The following is a 17,791-nucleotide window of genomic DNA, read 5'->3' on the forward strand; positions in this document are numbered from 1 at the left end:
CAGGAATACTTAGATTCCTGTCATTACCCATTTAAATATCAAGGTTTTTCACGTATTTTGCATTTTCTTGGATAAAGTTACGACGTGGCTCTACTTTATCTCCCATCAAAATTTCAAATGTTTCATCCGCTTCAATTGCATCTTGAAGTGAAACTTGAAGTAATGAACGTACTTCTGGGTCCATTGTCGTCTCCCATAACTGAGTTGGATTCATTTCCCCTAGACCTTTATAACGCTGAATCCCCGGCTTAGGTTGGGCTGGTAATTCAGCTAAGATTTTTTCAAGTTCCTTATCATTGTAAGCATATTGAATTTTCTTACCTTGTTGTACTTTAAACAAAGGTGGCTGTGCAATATATATATAACCGCACTCAATTATTTGACGCATATAGCGATAGAAGAACGTTAATAATAGGGTACGAATATGCGCACCATCAACATCGGCATCCGTCATAATAATAACTTTATGATAGCGTGCTTTTTCAATAGCGAAGTCTCCGCCGATATTTGTACCAATCGCCGTAATAATTGTACGAACTTCATCATTTGATAAAATCTTATCTAAGCGTGCCTTTTCAACATTAATAATTTTACCCTTCAGCGGTAAAATTGCTTGAAAATGACGATCACGCCCTTGTTTTGCAGACCCACCCGCAGAGTCACCCTCTACGATATAGATTTCACTAATTGCTGGATCTTTAGAAGAACAGTCTGCCAATTTCCCTGGTAAACTTGAAACTTCTAAAGCACTCTTTCGGCGAGTTAACTCACGAGCCTTTTTAGCTGCTACACGCGCACGCGCTGCCATTGTCCCTTTATCTATAATCTTACGTGCAACATTCGGATTTTCCAGTAAGAACTTTTCAAATGCCTCTGAGAATACTGACTCTGTAATTGTTCTTGCTTCACTATTTCCAAGTTTCGTCTTCGTTTGTCCTTCGAATTGTGGATTTGGATGTTTAATTGACACAATCGCTGTTAAACCTTCACGAACATCTTCACCAGTTAAATTACTATCCGCATCTTTTAAAATATTATTTTTACGACCATAATCGTTGATCACACGAGTTAAGGCTGTTTTAAATCCTACCTCATGTGTACCACCTTCATACGTATGAATATTATTTGTAAATGAGTAAATGTGATTTGTGTATCCTTCGTTATATTGAAGCGCAACTTCAACCTGAATACCATCTTTTGAACCCTCTACATATACAGGTTCTTCATGAATTGGCTGTTTTGAACGATTTAAATGTTCAACATATGATTTAATTCCACCTTCATAATGGAATTCTTTCTTCTGTTTATGTTCACGTTTATCTTCAATTGTTAATTTAATATTACGATTTAAAAATGCTAATTCGCGCATACGAGTTGCTAACGTATCAAATTCGTATACTATTGTTTCCTGAAAAATTTCTGGATCTGGTTTAAATCGAGTTATCGTCCCTGTTTGATCTGTGTCACCAATGACTTTTAAATCCGCAACCGGGATACCTCTTTCGTATTTTTGATAATGGATTTTGCCTTCACGATGTACAAATACCTCTAGTTCTGTTGATAGAGCATTTACTACAGATGCCCCAACACCATGCAAACCACCAGAAACTTTATAACCGCCACCGCCAAACTTACCACCAGCATGAAGAACGGTCATTATAACTTCTACAGCAGGACGTCCCATTTTTTCTTGTATACCAACTGGAATACCACGTCCATTATCCGTTACAAGAATACTATTATCTTCTTCGATACTAACGTTAATTTCATCACAATACCCTGCAAGTGCTTCATCAATACTATTATCGACGATTTCCCACACAAGATGGTGAAGTCCTTTTCCACTTGTAGATCCAATATACATCCCAGGGCGTTTTCGAACCGCTTCTAATCCTTCAAGTACCTGTATCTGACTTTCATCATATGAGTTTTCTTCCATTTGCTTTTGTTCCATTGACACAAAGATCACCTACTTTTCCATTTAAATAGGGATTACGCCCTATCTATTTCACAATCTACCGTGCCGTTCGTTACATGAATTGTTTTCGCTTCTTTTAATGTTTCGTGTTCAATTCCGTCGACACTCGTCGTTGTCACAAATGTTTGCACTTTTCCTTGAATTGTATTTAACAGATGCGATTGACGATAATCATCTAATTCTGATAATACATCATCCAATAAAAGAATCGGATATTCCTTAACTTCTGAGTAAATCAATTCAATTTCAGCTAATTTTAGGGACAGTGCGGTCGTTCGTTGTTGTCCTTGCGAACCAAAGACTTGAACATTTTTACTATTAACGAAGAATTGTAAATCATCACGATGAGGACCAATTAAAGTCGTACCACGGAAAATCTCACGTTGTTTCACAGATTGAAAATTTTCATAGTATACTTCTTTTATTTTCGACAAATCCATTGATTCTGATACATCTACACTTGGTTTATAGACAATTTCTAATTCTTCTAATCCGCGGCTTATACCGCGATGAATTGGAGCTGCCCATTCTTGTAGTAAATGCAAAAACTCAAACCGTTTTTGCAATATTTTTGCACCATGCTCAATAAGTTGAAGTGTAAATACATCCAACATCGTTTCCTCATTCTTACTATTCCCTTGCATCTTTTTCAGCAAGTGATTTCGTTGCGTGAGCACCTTTTGATATTGACTCAATTCATACAAATAGATTGGAGCTATTTGGCCTAATTCCATATCTAAAAAGCGTCTTCTTACTTGAGGGCTTCCTTTTACAAGATTTAAATCTTCTGGGGCAAACATGACAACATTCATCATACCAATATATTGACTCAATTTTTGTTGTTCAAGTTGATTTAATTTTGCCTTTTTACCTTTTTTCGAAATATTTAATTCCAAAGACAAAGAACTATTTCTCTTTTGTAATTTCCCTTTAATTTGACCGAAGTCTTCATCCCAACGGATAAGCTCGCGATCATTAGAGGTTCTATGAGATTTCGCCATCGCTAAAACATAAATAGCTTCCATCAAATTCGTTTTCCCTTGTGCGTTTTCACCGATAATCACATTCACTTTATCTTCAAAGGAAAGCTCTAACTTTTCATAATTGCGATAGTTTTTTAATTGTATTTCTGAAATAAACAAAGGGCTCCCCCTTTATGCCTGAACTTGGAAACTTCCGCTTCCTGGAATTTCAATAATATCGTTCGCATATAATTTGCGACCTCTTCTATTTTCAAGTTCTTGATTCACGTACACTTCATATTCTTGTAAAAACCATTTTACAGCGCCACCTGTATCAATTACATCGGCTAACTTCAAAAATTGTCCTAGTGTAATATACTCTGTTGAAATTTTAATACGTTTCATAAAATCGCTCACTTTCTGAAAGTGTTCATTCTTTCATTGTACTAAATAAACTAACATTAGGAAAGTAATACCCAAAAATCAAATAAGGGCTACTAGTATCTGAAAACTAGCAACCCTTACTTCTTACTTAGTAAGTACGAACCGGTAAAATTAATTGAATAATGGACTCATCATTTACTGTACGAATTAAGAATGGTCTCATCGCACCAGTAAAGCTAATTTTAATTTCAGTACTATCTAAAGCTTTTAGTGCATCCATCATATATTTTGCACTAAAAGATATTTTTAACTCTTCCCCATCCACTTTTTCACATTGAACTTCTTCTACTACTTTCCCAATTTCTGGTGAATTCGAAGAAATTTCTAGCATTTCCTGTTCTAAAGTTGATAATTTTACAACATTATTACGACCATCCCTTGCTAATAAAGATGCACGATCAATTGCTTGTAAAAATTCTTTTGTATTTACAAAAATATCTGTTTTACTTTCGGCTGGAATTAAACGAGTTGTATCCGGATAATTACCTTCTAACAATCTTGAGAAGAATAATAAATGCTTTGTACGGAATAATACTTGATACTCCGTAATAACGATATCTACCATTTCTTCAGACTCATCTAGAATTTTGCTTAATTCATTTAAGCTTTTACCTGGAATAACAACACTCGCTTGAAATTCATCTGCGATTCCTTCGATTTTTGCTTTTCGAAGAGCTAACCTGTGACTATCTGTAGCAATGCAAGTTAATTCGCTGTTATATACTTTCCAGTTTACACCTGTCAAGATCGGTCTTGTTTCAGAAGTGGAAACTGCAAATACAGTTTGTCTGATCATATGTTTCAGTAAATCTGTTGGAATCTTAAAAACATGGTGTTCTTCAATTTGTGGTAACAATGGATATTCAGCAGAATCTAAACCATTTAAATTAAACTCTGATTTTCCAGAAATTATTTTTGTCATAAAATGATTTTCCACAGAAATTTCGACAGTCTCTTTAGGTAATTTTTTTACAATCTCACTAAAATATTTTGCTTGTAAAATAATACTTCCTGATTGTGCTACTTCTACGATCTCTTTTCCATTGTCTTCAACTGGGATAAAAGATTCAATAGAAATATCAGCATCGCTTCCTGTTAACGTAACTCCTTCTTCCGTAGCGACAACTTTAATTCCTGTAAGGATCGGAATTGTTGTACGAGAAGAAACAGCCTTCATTACATCTTGTACACTTCTTACAAGATAGTCTTTTTGTATTGTAAAACGCATAAAGAAAAACCTCCGGTAAGTATAATATTTTATTTAATTAATAAAGATAAAAAATAGTAGTAATAGTAATAGGACCTGTGGATATGTGGATAACCCCGTTAAACGATGTAAAAACAGTCTATCTACATGTGGATAGACTGTGCGTAAAACAAGGGAAGTTATTCACACTATTCAGCTACTACTTTAAAATATCGTTAATTTCTTCAACTTGTTTTTGTAATTGCGTATCCGTTTTAAGCAGCTTAGAAATTTTTTCATGAGCATGGATAACTGTTGTATGATCACGTCCACCAAATTCTTCACCGATTTTAGGTAAGGAGTAATCTGTAAGTTCGCGTGATAAATACATTGCAATTTGGCGAGGGAAGGCAACTGATTTTGTTCGCTTTTTCGCCTTGAAATCTTCCAGTTTTATTTGATAAACGTCCCCGACAGCCTTTTGAATATCATAAATGGAGATAATTTTTGGTTTAGAATTTGGAATAATATTTTTAAGTGCTTCAGCTGCTAAATCAGCATTAATATCTTTGTTAATTAAAGATGAATAAGCTACAACTCGGATAAGTGCACCTTCTAGTTCACGAATGTTTGAATCAATTTGATTTGCAATATAAAGCATAACCTCATTTGGTATATCGAGTCCTTCAGCCTTTGCTTTTTTACGTAAAATTGCAATTCGTGTTTCTAAATCTGGTGGCGTAATATCCGTAATGAGTCCCCATTCAAAGCGAGAACGAAGACGATCTTCTAAAGTTGGAATTTCTTTTGGTGGCCGATCACTTGAAATTACAATTTGTTTACTTTCTTCGTGTAATGCATTGAATGTATGGAAAAACTCTTCTTGAGTTTGTTCTTTTCCTGCTAGAAATTGAATATCATCTATCAATAAAACATCTACATTACGGTATTTATTACGAAAATCGACCGCTTTATTATCACGAATAGAATTAATGAATTCATTTGTAAATTTTTCTGATGATAAATATACAACCTTTGCGTTTGGGTTATGTTCAATTACATAATGACCAATTGCATGCATTAAATGGGTCTTTCCGAGTCCAACTCCCCCGTAAATAAAGAGTGGATTATATGCTTTAGCTGGCGCTTCGGCTACGGCCAATGAAGCAGCGTGAGCAAAACGGTTACCAGAGCCAATAACAAATGTATCAAACGTATATTTTGGATTTAGCATACTCTGTGGTAAATGATTAGAATCATCTTGTGCTGAATTTGGTTTAGAAGGAGGAAGATCAATCTCCTCTTCAGCTTGACTTTGGGGAATAATAAAGCGAATAGCTAATTTTGCCCCCGTTAAATCATAAAGTGTTTCCGAAATTAGCTCTGAATAATGAGATTCTAACCAATCACGAGCGAATTCATTTGGAGCTGTAATTGTTAACACGTCTTTCTTTAAATTATGTGCGGTTGTTGATTTTAACCATGTTTCATAACTTGGTTTACTGACCTTTTTTTCTAGTTCTTTTAAGGCGCTGTTCCATAAATCAGAGATGTTTTCCAAAGGTGTCCCTCCTTTACTAAGATGGTAAAAGAATAAGGTTGCGCAACAAATGTACAACCTAAATAAATATAAAATGTATATTTATACGAAACGTATTTTAAAACCTAAAAACGTCGTTTGTATATGAGATAGGGTTTTCGACAAAAAAAGCAAATGTGGATAAGCATTTACCCACATGTGATTAAAACTGTCCACATGTTATACACAAATTGTGGATAAGATAAAGGTGTGGAAAACTTATTCAAAGTGAAAACACAACTATAATATCAAAAAAAAGTAGCTATAGCAATGAATTTAAGAAAGTTATCCACAAAATCAATACCTTGTGGAATAAACTTGTCCACAACACGATATACTGTGTAAAAGTACGAAAAGGGTTTGTGGATATAAAAACCAAGAAAAAACATTTATCCACAAGGAAATATAGGGTCTGTGAAAAAGTATGTGAATAGGTTCAAAATGAATATTTGATGAAAATTTCGAGAACCATTGACATTTTCCTAGTTGATTAACTATAATTTATAGGACTGTCTTTAACAGATATTCCTCAGGGAGGTGTCATATAATGAAAAGAACTTACCAACCAAATAAACGTAAGCGCAGCAAAGTACATGGTTTCCGCAGCCGTATGAGCACAGCGAACGGACGTAAAGTGCTAGCAGCTCGTCGTCGTAAAGGAAGAAAAGTATTATCTGCGTAGACCACTGATCGTTCAGTGGTCTTTTTTTCTAATAATAGTGAATTTCCACTGATGAACTACAGGAGTGTCAATTGATATGAAGAAAAAATATCGTATAAAAAAGAATGATGAATTCCAGACGGTTTTTCAAAAAGGAAAATCGAATGCTAACCGTCAGCTTGTTGTCTATCAACTAGATAAGGGAGAGCAGCCAAACTTTCGTATTGGCCTTTCTGTCAGCAAGAAAATAGGAAATGCAGTAGTGCGTAACCGAATTAAACGTATGATTCGCCAGTCGATCACAGAATTAAAAGATGAGATAGATTCTGGAAAAGATTTTGTTATAATAGCAAGGAAGCCTTGTGCAGAGATGACATATGAAGAATTAAAGAAAAGCTTAATTCATGTCTTTAAACGCTCTGGTATGAAAAGAATAAAAAAGTAGCGTAAGGAAATGAATTACACTATATACATACCGAAACAAGGAGGAGCAGGCTTTGAAAAAGAAAATAGGTTTACTAGCCATGGTTATTGCATTAATGGCAATTGCTACTGGCTGTAGTGAAGTGAATCAGCCGATTACACCGAAAAGTACTGGAATTTGGAATGAATATTTCGTATATCCGCTTTCTCAGTTAATTACGTATTTTGCCAACTTATTTGGTAGTAATTACGGTTTAGCAATCGTTGTTACAACTCTTATCATTCGTTTTGCATTATTACCATTAATGATTAAACAAACGAAGAGTACGAAAGCAATGCAGGCGTTACAACCAGAAATGGTTAAGTTAAAAGAGAAATATAGTTCTAAAGATCAAGCAACACAGCAAAAACTACAACAAGAAATGATGCAGTTATATCAAAAAAATGGTGTAAACCCATTAGCAGGATGTTTACCAATATTCATTCAGATGCCTATTTTATTCGCGTTTTACCATGCGATTATGAGAACAGCAGAAATTAGTAAGCATACATTTTTATGGTTCGATTTAGGGCAGGCAGATCCGTACTATATCTTACCGGTTGTTGCGGCAATTACGACATTTATTCAGCAAAAGCTTGCAATGGCAGGAACAGCTGGTCAAAATCCGCAAATGGCAATGATGATTTGGCTTATGCCAATTATGATTTTAGTCTTTGCAATTAACTTCCCAGCTGCATTATCACTTTACTGGGTTGTTGGTAATATCTTTGGTATCGCTCAAATGTACTTGATCAAGGGGCCAGAAATTAAGGCTAGTAAGGCAGAAGGATCAAGCAAGTGAGTGTAATTACTGCTAAAGGACAAACAGTCGAGCTGGCAGTACAAGATGCTTTAAGGCAACTAAATGTTCTAAAAGACCGTGTAGATATAAATATTATCGATGAGGGTAAAAGAGGGTTCCTAGGTTTATTTGGGAATCGACCTGCAGTAGTAGAAGTTGTATTGAAGAAAGATCCGATTCAAGAATGTGAAGAATATTTAAAAAATATTATTCATGATATGGGTGTGGAAGCTGAGATTAGTAAAATTGTAAAAGGACGCGAGGTTGAATTTACAATTTCTGGCGAAAACATAGGTGTTTTGATTGGGAAAAGAGGAAACACCTTGAATTCTTTGCAGTATTTAACAAAACTTGTGGCGAATCGTAGTACGAAGCAGTATATTGGCATCACACTAGATGCTGAAAATTATCGTAGTAAAAGAAAAGGTACATTAGAAGCACTTTCTTATCGATTAGCAAAACAAGTAGTACGTACGAAAAAAAGAGTTGTGTTGGAGCCTATGCCATCTTTTGAACGAAAGATTATCCACCAAGCATTATCTAATCATCAAAATATCATTACAACTTCTGAAGGAAAAGAACCACATCGACATGTTGTAATATCTTCCAAGTGACCGGTTACTCAATTGAGTGCCGGTTTTTTTGAGGGGAAAATAGGTGTGGATAACTAAAAAACACTAAACTTATCCACTGTGAATAAGTTTAGTGTTTTTTACATGAGGACATAATAAAATGAGTTATTATTCTTTTGTAGATAGGTTCGTTATGGTATTCTAATAATTTAGTGAAGAAAATAATCATGTTGAAATAGAGATAAATAAGCAAATGAGGTGAAAGGACATGGAATTTGATACAATTGCCGCGATTTCCACAGCGCTTGGAGAGGGTGCAATTGCCATTGTTCGAGTAAGTGGGGATGATGCGGTTGAAAAAGTTAATCGTATTTTTAAAGGGAAGGATTTAACAGAGGTTCCTTCTCACACGATTCATTATGGTCATATTGTCGATGTAGATACAAATCAGGTTATTGAAGAAGTGATGGTATCTATTCTGCGTGCACCAAGGACTTTTACACGTGAAAATATAGTGGAAATTAACTGTCACGGCGGACTTGTTTCGGTAAATAAAGTATTGCAGCTTATTTTAGCGCAAGGAGTACGATTAGCGGAGCCTGGTGAATTTACAAAACGTGCTTTTTTAAATGGACGTATTGATTTATCACAAGCAGAAGCTGTTATGGACTTAATCCGTGCAAAAACAGATCGTGCAATGAACGTAGCGATTAATCAAATGGAAGGACGATTATCTAAATTAATCGGCCGTCTGCGTCAGGACATATTAGAAACGTTGGCTCATGTTGAGGTAAACATAGATTACCCGGAATATGATGATGTGGAAGAAATGACACATAATATTTTAATTGAGAAAGCTACACATGTTCGTACGGAAATTGCAAAAATATTAGAAACATCGAAGCAAGGAAAGATTTTACGTGAAGGTATTGCTACTGCAATCATCGGTAGACCTAACGTTGGGAAGTCATCGCTATTAAATAGTCTTGTTCAGGAGAAAAAGGCAATTGTAACTGATATTGCAGGAACAACTCGTGATGTTATTGAAGAGTACGTTAATGTGCGTGGTGTACCACTTAAACTTATAGATACAGCCGGGATTCGTGAAACAGAAGATGTTGTTGAACGAATTGGTGTAGAGCGTTCAAAAGAAATGATGAGCCAAGCTGATTTAGTGTTAGTTGTCGTTAATTATAGCGAGGCTTTAACGCATGAGGATGAAGATCTATTCCGTGCCGTACAAGGAAAAGATTTCATTGTTATTGTAAATAAGACAGATTTATCGCAAGTAATCGATATGGAACGTGTTACAGAATTGGCAGCGGGAAATCGTATTATTACAACATCGTTAATTGAGGAACAAGGAATAGATGAGCTTGAAAAGGCAATAGCTGATTTATTCTTTGAAGGAACAATTGATTCTGCAGATGTGACATATGTTTCTAACGCGAGACATATTGGATTATTAACACAAGCAGGAAAAACAATTGGAGATGCAATTGAGGCAATAGAAAATGGTGTTCCAATTGATATGGTGCAAATTGATTTAACAAGAACGTGGGAAATACTTGGTGAAATTACTGGTGATACCGTCCATGAAAGCCTAATTGACCAGTTGTTCTCTCAATTTTGTTTAGGAAAATAATATAGCGATGTTTTAGAAAGATAGAGATTTTTAGGAGGAATAAACAATGGGATACAATGCCGGTTCATACGATGTCATAGTAATCGGTGCAGGTCATGCAGGATGTGAAGCTGGTCTTGCGGCAGCACGAATGGGCTCCAAAACATTAATGTTAACAATTAATTTAGATATGGTGGCGTTTATGCCATGTAACCCTTCTGTTGGTGGACCAGCAAAAGGGATTGTTGTTCGGGAAATTGATGCATTAGGCGGAGAAATGGGACGCAACATTGATAAAACATATATTCAAATGCGTATGTTAAATACAGGTAAAGGACCAGCTGTACGCGCGCTTCGCGCACAAGCAGATAAGTTCTCTTACCAGCATGAATTAAAGAAAACAATTGAAGAAACACCAAATTTAACGTTGTTCCAAGGAATGGTTGAGCGTTTAATCGTTGAAGATGGCGAATGTAAAGGCGTAGTTACGCAAGCTGGTGCTGAATATACAGCCAAAACAGTTGTAATTACGACGGGAACATTTTTACGCGGTGAGATTATTATGGGGGATTTAAAATATTCGAGCGGTCCGAATAATCAACAACCATCTATTACTTTATCCGAACATTTAGAGGAGCTTGGATTTGATCTTGTTAGATTTAAAACAGGTACACCTCCGCGTGTAAATAGTAATACGATTGATTACAGTAAAACAGAAATTCAGCCAGGTGATGATAAACCACGAGCTTTCTCTTTTGAAACGACAAAATTTATTATGGATCAAATTCCATGTTGGTTGACGTATACAAGTACGGAAACACATCGTTTAATAGATGAAAACCTACATCGCTCAGCTATGTATTCTGGTATGATTAAGGGAACAGGACCTAGATATTGTCCTTCAATTGAAGACAAAGTAGTAAGATTTAATGATAAACCACGTCATCAAATTTTCTTAGAGCCAGAAGGACGTAATACACAAGAAGTGTATGTACAAGGTTTATCCACAAGCTTACCAGAAGATGTACAACGTGATATGCTTAGAACAATACCTGGCCTAGAAAACGTTGAAATGATGCGTACAGGTTATGCAATTGAATATGATGCAATTGTGCCAACACAACTATGGCCAACACTTGAAACGAAAAAAATTAAGAATTTATATACAGCAGGACAAATTAACGGAACTTCTGGTTACGAAGAGGCGGCAGGACAAGGGCTTATGGCTGGGATTAATGCAGCATGTCGTTCTTTAGGTAAAAAAGAAGTTATTTTAGGTCGCGCGGATGCTTATATTGGTGTCTTAATTGATGATCTTGTAACGAAAGGTACAAATGAACCATATCGATTATTAACATCTCGTGCAGAATATCGCCTATTATTACGCCACGATAATGCTGATCTTCGTTTAACTGAAGTTGGTCGTGAAATTGGATTAATTAAAGAAGAGCGCTATGAGCGATTTACAAATAAAAAATTAAAAATTGAACAGGAAAAGGAACGTTTAAGCAGCATTATTATTAAACCACGTCCTGAAGTTCAAGAATTAATTCGTAGTATTGGCGGAAGTGAATTGAAAGATGGAATACGTGCAAGTGACTTATTACGTCGTCCAGAGATGACATATGAACATATTCATCTTTTAGTACCAAGTGAAGTAGAATTAAGTGATGAAATTACAGAACAAGTTGAAATTCAGATTAAGTACGAAGGATATATCGAAAAATCCTTACAGCAAGTAGAGCGTATGAAGAAAATGGAAAACAAAAAAATCCCTGTGGATATTGATTATGATGCGATTTCTAGCCTTGCCTCAGAAGCGAGACAGAAATTGAAAGATGTTCGTCCACTTTCAATGGGGCAGGCTTCACGTATTTCTGGCGTGAATCCAGCGGATGTTTCTATTTTACTTGTGTATATTGAACAAGGAAAAATTGCGCGAGTATCGAACCAATAAATAGTAAGGAGATATTGTTAGATGAACATAGAACAATTTCAATCTATGCTAGAAGAGAAGGGTATCACCCTCTCTTCTAGACAGTTAGAGCAGTTCGAAATCTACTTTGAAACATTAGTAGAGTGGAATGAAAAAATGAACTTAACGGCTATTACGGAGAAAGAGGAAGTATATTTAAAACACTTTTTTGATTCCATTACAGCTGCTTTTTATTATGATTTTTCAGAACCATTCTCAATTTGTGATGTTGGCGCAGGAGCTGGATTCCCAAGTATTCCTTTGAAAATCTGTTTCCCGCACTTAAAAGTAACAATTGTAGACTCATTGCAAAAACGTATTAACTTCTTAAATCATTTAGCACAAAAGTTGGAATTAGGTGACGTTGCGTTTTGTCACGATCGTGCGGAAACATTTGGGAAAAAAGAAGGTGTACGTGAATCGTACGATATTGTAATGGCACGTGCAGTTGCGCGTCTTTCGGTATTGAGTGAGCTATGTTTACCACTTGTAAAAGTTGGGGGAACATTCATTGCAATGAAAGGTGCCGCAGCAAACGAAGAAATTGAAAATGGCAAGTATGCTTTAGAGGTGCTAGGCGGGAATTTAAAAGAAATGTCTACGTTCCAATTACCGTTTGAAGAAAGTGAACGTAATATTTTATTAATCGAGAAAAAGCGCAAGACACCAAAGAAATATCCACGCAAACCGGGAACACCCAATAAATTACCTATTGAAAAATAAATCTTATTAGACGTAAGATTAAATTATATAAATGAAAACGTAAATGTTTCATAGGAAACATTTTATGGAGAATAGTCAATAGGCCTAAAAGGTGGTGGAATATGTATGAAAAATACGTTTTCTCGTTTATTTGGCTTTGGAGATAAAGAGAGCGAATTCGAATTACAAGACGAAAGCCATGAAGAAATAGATAAAAAGGTATATGAAGAAATACAAGAAATTCCGATAGTAAATATTACCCCTAACCGTTATCAACCACGAACAGTTTTTGATGATGCACGAATTGAAGAGCTAGCACTAACGATTCGTACACATGGGCTGATTCAGCCGATTGTTGTGAGGCAATATGAGGATGACAAGTACGAGATTATCGCTGGAGAAAGGCGTTTCCGTGCGGCAACAAAGTTAGGATGGGAAAAGGTTCCTGCAATTATAAAGAACTTAAATGATACAGAGACAGCTTCTGTAGCTTTAATTGAAAACTTGCAACGTGAGGAACTAACAGCAATCGAGGAAGCTGTAGCATATCAAAAGCTAATTGAGTTACATAATTTAACACAAGAAGCATTGGCACAACGACTTGGAAAAGGACAATCCACAATCGCAAATAAGTTGCGATTGTTAAAGTTGCCTGAAGAAATAAAACGTGCGTTATTAGAAAAAAGTATTACAGAACGTCATGCCCGCGCTCTCATTCCTTTAAAGAATGAGGAATTACAACTGAAGGTTTTACAGGAAATTGTGGAGAAACAACTGAATGTAAAGCAAACAGAGGAACGAATTGCGAAATTACTAGAGGAAGCCAAACCGAAGCGTAAGGCAAAGCAAAAAGCAGTAAGTCGAGATACGAGAATTGCCATGAATACAATTAGGCAGTCATTACAAATGGTTGCTGACAGTGGTTTAAATGTTAATTCTGCGGAAGAAGAATTTGATGAGTACTATCAAATTACAATTAAAATTCCGAAGAAAAAATAATAATGGCGTGTTAGAGACCTTATCCTATTGGATAGGTCTCTTTTACTATATTTTCTTGTTAGATGAAGAAGGAGTTTAGAAATAAATTTTGAAGTTTAATAAGGACGTAAAAGAAAAACTTTTATTTCATGTTACAATAAACATAATTGTTACTAGAATAAGATAGAAAGGTTGAAAGTAGGTGACATCATGGGAAAAATCATTGCTATTGCCAATCAAAAAGGTGGCGTTGGAAAAACAACAACATCTGTTAATTTAGGGGCTGGATTGGCACAAGTAGGTAAAAAAGTCCTTCTTGTAGATATTGACGCTCAAGGAAATGCAACGACTGGTGTGGGAATTGAAAAATCCGAATTAGATCAATGTATTTACAATGTTCTTGTGGAAGATGCAGATGTTCAAGGGGTTATACGTAAAACCGCAACTGAAAACTTAGATGTTCTACCCGCTACAATTCAATTGGCAGGAGCTGAAATTGAATTGGTACCGACTATTTCCCGGGAAGTACGTTTACAAAGGGCATTACAGCCAGTTCGTGATGAATATGACTATATTATTATCGACTGTCCCCCGTCCTTAGGGTTATTAACGATTAATGCATTAACCGCAGCAGATTCTGTTATTATTCCTGTTCAATGCGAATATTACGCACTAGAAGGATTAAGTCAGCTATTAAATACAGTTCGACTTGTGCAAAAGCACTTAAATAAAAATCTAGCAATTCAAGGTGTATTGTTAACGATGTTGGATGCCCGTACGAATTTAGGGATTCAGGTTATAGATGAAGTGAAAAAATACTTTAGGGATAAAGTATACCGTTCGATTATTCCTCGTAATGTTCGTTTAAGTGAAGCACCAAGTCATGGGAAACCAATTATGCAGTATGACGCTAAATCAAGAGGGGCAGAAGTATATATAGATTTAGCAGAGGAAGTGATTGCAGGTGGCTAAAGGATTAGGAAGAGGAATTAATGTGTTTTTTCCTGATTTAGATGTGAAAGAAGAAGAGGCAATTCAGGAGATTGTGATAACTGAATTAAGACCGAATCCATATCAACCACGTAAACACTTTAATAAAGAGGCAATTCAAGAATTATCGGCCTCTATTAAAGAGCACGGCATATTGCAACCGTTAATTGCTAGGAAGAGTATTAAAGGATATGAAATTGTTGCAGGTGAAAGAAGATATCGTGCTGCCAAAGAGGCAGGGCTCGAAAAGGTACCTGCTGTTGTAAGACAATTAAATGAGCAGCAAATGATGGAGTTTGCATTGCTTGAAAACTTACAACGAGAAGATTTAAACCCAATGGAAGAAGCAATGGCATATCAAATGTTAATGAATGAGCTAAATGTAACGCAAGAACAATTAGCAAAACGTCTTGGTAAGAGCAGACCTTACATTGCAAATTATACGCGGTTATTAAGCCTCCCTTCTTTTGTGCAAGATATGATTGCAAATGGTCAACTTTCAATGGCCCATGGGAGAACTTTGCTTACTATAAAAGATGAAGAACAATTGAAATCTTTATTAAAACGAATCGAAAAAGAAGGATTAAACGTTCGTCAATTAGAGAAAATTGTTCAGGAGATTAATCAACGCGTTTCACGTGAAACAAAACAAGTGAAAAAAGAGAGAAACATATTTTTCGTAGAACGCGAAACGTTCTTAAGAGAAAAGTTTGGCACAGATGTGAAAATTAAAGAAACGAAAAAAGAAAAAGGTAAAATCGAAATTGAATTTTTTAATAAAGAAGATTTAAATCGTATTTTAGAATTATTAGCGCAGAAAAACTAAAAAGCAAACCATCTTATTATTTATAGATGGTTTGCTTTTTTTAATACAGATAATTTTTGGTCTGTTTCTTTTATACTTTGTGCAATTACATCAGCCATTTTCATGACTAAACTTAATCTTGTATTTTGCAGGACGAAAAACTCCATAAAACCATTTAGATTTACGATGCCATGAATATGTAAATCACCAACTGCAGGTAATTTTTTATTCATCGCAGCTCCAGGTTTACTAGGCCCCATTCCGGTAGTGATGGAACCGATGTTTTGAGACTTTCCTAAACAGGCATCAACCGCAATTATAAATGAAGTAGGATTATCTTTCTGTATATTCTGAATTCTTTCTTCTAAATTTAGCGCATGCACTGGCTCATCTAGTGTGCCGAACACTTGGAAGTTTTTAATTCCTGCTTGTTCTAGTTTCGTACCGACTAACGGACCGAGTGCATCGCCTGTAGAACGATCTGTTCCGATACAAACGAGAATAATCGGTATATTCGTTTTAATAGGGATATGGGAAAGTAAGAAGTTACTAATTGTCTCGGAGGCTTCTACGTCTTGGTGCATAACATTTTGAGTTTCTTTTTCGAAAAAGGGTAAGCGAAAACTTCCAATATTCATGAAGCATCCATCCTTTTAATAAATTTTCAAAATATGTTATATGGTGAGTAAAATGGAAAACTATAAGTGCGTACTTCCTGTAAAACTTGAGTGGAAACGGAAATAATAGTACTAGTATATATATATTCGTTCCATTTTATACCTGCATGGAAGTTAACAAATGCAATTAAAGTCATAAAAATTTTTCAGAAATCAGGGTGACTTCTGATACAATAAGAAGGATGATTAAAAAGAAATTTTAGCTGGAGAGGTAGAGGTACATGGATTTAGCGTTGAAATGGTTTGAGTCCATTGATTGGACGAATATAGGTGTGAAATCACTAAAAATAGTCGTTATTTTAATACTTGGTGCAATTATTGTGCGAGTTGCGCGTGCAATTGTACGAAATGCGTTTCGTATGGGAAGCCGTTCGCCAATTCAAATTTCAGAACGTCGTACAGTTACAGTAGCGAAGTTACTTGAAAATATTGTGGCATACGTTGTTATGTTCATTATGTTAATTGCGATTTTGGGTGTGTTTAATATTAATGCATCTGGTTTATTAGCGGGTGCCGGGGTAATTGGTTTAGCAGTCGGATTTGGTGCTCAAAGTTTAGTAAAAGATGTTATTACGGGGTTATTTATTTTGCTAGAAGATCAATTTTCAGTAGGTGACTATGTAAAAATTGGTCAGTTTGAAGGTGTCGTTCTAGAAATTGGACTTCGTACAACAAAAGTAAAGAGTTGGACAGGCGAAATTCATACTTTACCAAATGGAAGTATTATTCAAGTTACGAACTATTCAGTTAGTAATAGTGTAGCATTTGTTGATGTATCCATTTCGTATGAGGCTGACATAGCGAAAGCGGAGCAAGTCATTGAAGAGTTATTAGAAGAATTACCTGCACAGTATACGCAAATGGTAGCAAAGCCTCAGTTATTAGGTGTGCAAACATTGGCTGCATCAGAAGTTATATTACGTGTTATTGCGGAAGTAGAGCCGATGCAACATGCGGTTGTTGCGAGAGCTCTTCGTAAAGAAATTAAAAATCGTCTAGATTTACATGGGATTGAAATTCCATATCCACGTATGGTTTTATATAATCGTGAAGAAATGGTGAGTGGAAAAGCAATTTAGTATGGAGAGGGGTTTGGAGAATGGAGCAAAAGCAGTATAACTTGTACGATGTTGTGGAAATGAAGAAAGCCCACCCATGTGGTGAGAATCGCTGGAAGATTATTCGTATGGGAATGGATATCCGCATTAAGTGCGAGGGATGTGACCATTCAGTAATGATTCCTCGAAGAGAATTTGATCGTAAGGTGAAAAAAATACTTGTGAAGCACGAAGAATAGAGAGAAAGTAACAGTTGCAATGGGTAGCTGTTACTTTTTTTCGTTTGGAGGAAACTTGTCATTTTTTTCGTTACTATCTATAATGATGAAAGATTG

The 17,791-nt window shown here is 35.7% G+C and carries 18 protein-coding genes; 12 read left to right on the forward strand and 6 right to left on the reverse strand.

What is annotated here, in order from left to right; all coding sequences use genetic code 11:
* Nucleotides 1-31: 31 nt before the first annotated feature.
* The 5 genes from gyrB to dnaA form a co-directional block, all read right to left on the reverse strand.
* Nucleotides 32-1,954: a DNA topoisomerase (ATP-hydrolyzing) subunit B gene (gyrB, locus tag ACUN0F_RS05440; protein WP_000435974.1), complete on the reverse strand. Its 1,923-nt coding sequence runs from the start codon at nt 1,952-1,954 to the stop codon at nt 32-34.
* A 38-nt stretch (nt 1,955-1,992) separates the two neighbouring features.
* Entirely contained in the window at nt 1,993-3,120 is a 1,128-nt protein-coding gene (recF, locus tag ACUN0F_RS05445) for a DNA replication/repair protein RecF (protein WP_000470742.1), read from the reverse strand.
* Between the two features lie 12 nt (nt 3,121-3,132).
* Nucleotides 3,133-3,345, reverse strand: a complete 213-nt coding sequence (yaaA, locus tag ACUN0F_RS05450) for a S4 domain-containing protein YaaA (protein ID WP_000821366.1) — start codon at nt 3,343-3,345, stop codon at nt 3,133-3,135.
* Between the two features lie 127 nt (nt 3,346-3,472).
* Entirely contained in the window at nt 3,473-4,612 is a 1,140-nt protein-coding gene (gene dnaN / locus ACUN0F_RS05455) for a DNA polymerase III subunit beta (protein ID WP_001212890.1), read from the reverse strand.
* 178 nt (nt 4,613-4,790) lie between these two features.
* A complete protein-coding gene (dnaA, locus tag ACUN0F_RS05460) occupies nt 4,791-6,131 on the reverse strand; it encodes a chromosomal replication initiator protein DnaA (RefSeq protein WP_000428027.1) in 1,341 nt (446 codons plus the stop codon).
* A gap of 565 nt (nt 6,132-6,696) precedes the next feature.
* On the opposite strand from dnaA, the gene rpmH reads away from it, so the two are divergent.
* The 10 genes from rpmH (at nt 6,697) to spo0J (ending at nt 15,742) form a co-directional block, all read left to right on the forward strand.
* Entirely contained in the window at nt 6,697-6,831 is a 135-nt protein-coding gene (gene rpmH / locus ACUN0F_RS05465; protein ID WP_000831901.1) for a 50S ribosomal protein L34, read from the forward strand.
* 76 nt (nt 6,832-6,907) lie between these two features.
* Nucleotides 6,908-7,255, forward strand: coding sequence for a ribonuclease P protein component (gene rnpA / locus ACUN0F_RS05470; protein WP_000731505.1), 348 nt, complete (start codon nt 6,908-6,910; stop codon nt 7,253-7,255).
* Between the two features lie 52 nt (nt 7,256-7,307).
* Entirely contained in the window at nt 7,308-8,075 is a 768-nt protein-coding gene (gene spoIIIJ, locus ACUN0F_RS05475) for a YidC family membrane integrase SpoIIIJ (RefSeq protein WP_000726758.1), read from the forward strand.
* Nucleotides 8,072-8,689, forward strand: coding sequence for an RNA-binding cell elongation regulator Jag/EloR (gene jag, locus ACUN0F_RS05480; protein WP_327972633.1), 618 nt, complete (start codon nt 8,072-8,074; stop codon nt 8,687-8,689). Before spoIIIJ ends, jag begins: the two co-directional genes overlap by 4 nt.
* Before the next feature lie 226 nt (nt 8,690-8,915).
* The gene (gene mnmE / locus ACUN0F_RS05485) at nt 8,916-10,292 is read left to right on the forward strand and encodes a tRNA uridine-5-carboxymethylaminomethyl(34) synthesis GTPase MnmE (protein ID WP_046955457.1); all 1,377 of its coding nucleotides are present in this window, start codon (nt 8,916-8,918) and stop codon (nt 10,290-10,292) included.
* A 46-nt stretch (nt 10,293-10,338) separates the two neighbouring features.
* Nucleotides 10,339-12,228 carry a tRNA uridine-5-carboxymethylaminomethyl(34) synthesis enzyme MnmG gene (mnmG, locus tag ACUN0F_RS05490; RefSeq protein WP_000541059.1) on the forward strand — a complete coding sequence of 630 codons (1,890 nt, stop codon included), beginning with the start codon at nt 10,339-10,341 and terminating at the stop codon, nt 12,226-12,228.
* A 21-nt stretch (nt 12,229-12,249) separates the two neighbouring features.
* Nucleotides 12,250-12,969 (forward strand): 16S rRNA (guanine(527)-N(7))-methyltransferase RsmG, encoded by a 720-nt coding sequence (gene rsmG, locus ACUN0F_RS05495; protein ID WP_001019619.1) that lies wholly within the window; start codon nt 12,250-12,252, stop codon nt 12,967-12,969.
* 105 nt (nt 12,970-13,074) lie between these two features.
* Nucleotides 13,075-13,947: a nucleoid occlusion protein gene (gene noc, locus ACUN0F_RS05500; RefSeq protein ID WP_000799025.1), complete on the forward strand. Its 873-nt coding sequence runs from the start codon at nt 13,075-13,077 to the stop codon at nt 13,945-13,947.
* 189 nt (nt 13,948-14,136) lie between these two features.
* Complete coding sequence (gene soj / locus ACUN0F_RS05505; RefSeq protein WP_000516117.1) at nt 14,137-14,898, forward strand: sporulation initiation inhibitor protein Soj; 762 nt, start codon at nt 14,137-14,139, stop codon at nt 14,896-14,898.
* Nucleotides 14,891-15,742 (forward strand): stage 0 sporulation protein Spo0J, encoded by an 852-nt coding sequence (gene spo0J / locus ACUN0F_RS05510; protein WP_001051814.1) that lies wholly within the window; start codon nt 14,891-14,893, stop codon nt 15,740-15,742. Before soj ends, spo0J begins: the two co-directional genes overlap by 8 nt.
* Before the next feature lie 20 nt (nt 15,743-15,762).
* Here the strand turns inward: spo0J and yyaC are convergent, their stop codons facing one another.
* On the reverse strand, nt 15,763-16,359 hold the full coding sequence (gene yyaC / locus ACUN0F_RS05515; RefSeq protein ID WP_001020737.1) for a spore protease YyaC: 597 nt from the start codon (nt 16,357-16,359) through the stop codon (nt 15,763-15,765).
* Nucleotides 16,360-16,619: 260 nt separating this feature from the next.
* On the opposite strand from yyaC, the gene ACUN0F_RS05520 reads away from it, so the two are divergent.
* A complete protein-coding gene (locus ACUN0F_RS05520) occupies nt 16,620-17,477 on the forward strand; it encodes a mechanosensitive ion channel family protein (RefSeq protein ID WP_000362299.1) in 858 nt (285 codons plus the stop codon).
* A 20-nt stretch (nt 17,478-17,497) separates the two neighbouring features.
* Complete coding sequence (locus tag ACUN0F_RS05525) at nt 17,498-17,695, forward strand: DUF951 domain-containing protein (protein WP_000436051.1); 198 nt, start codon at nt 17,498-17,500, stop codon at nt 17,693-17,695.
* Nucleotides 17,696-17,791: the final 96 nt, after the last annotated feature.

The organism is Bacillus sp. 1A (assembly GCF_052682215.1).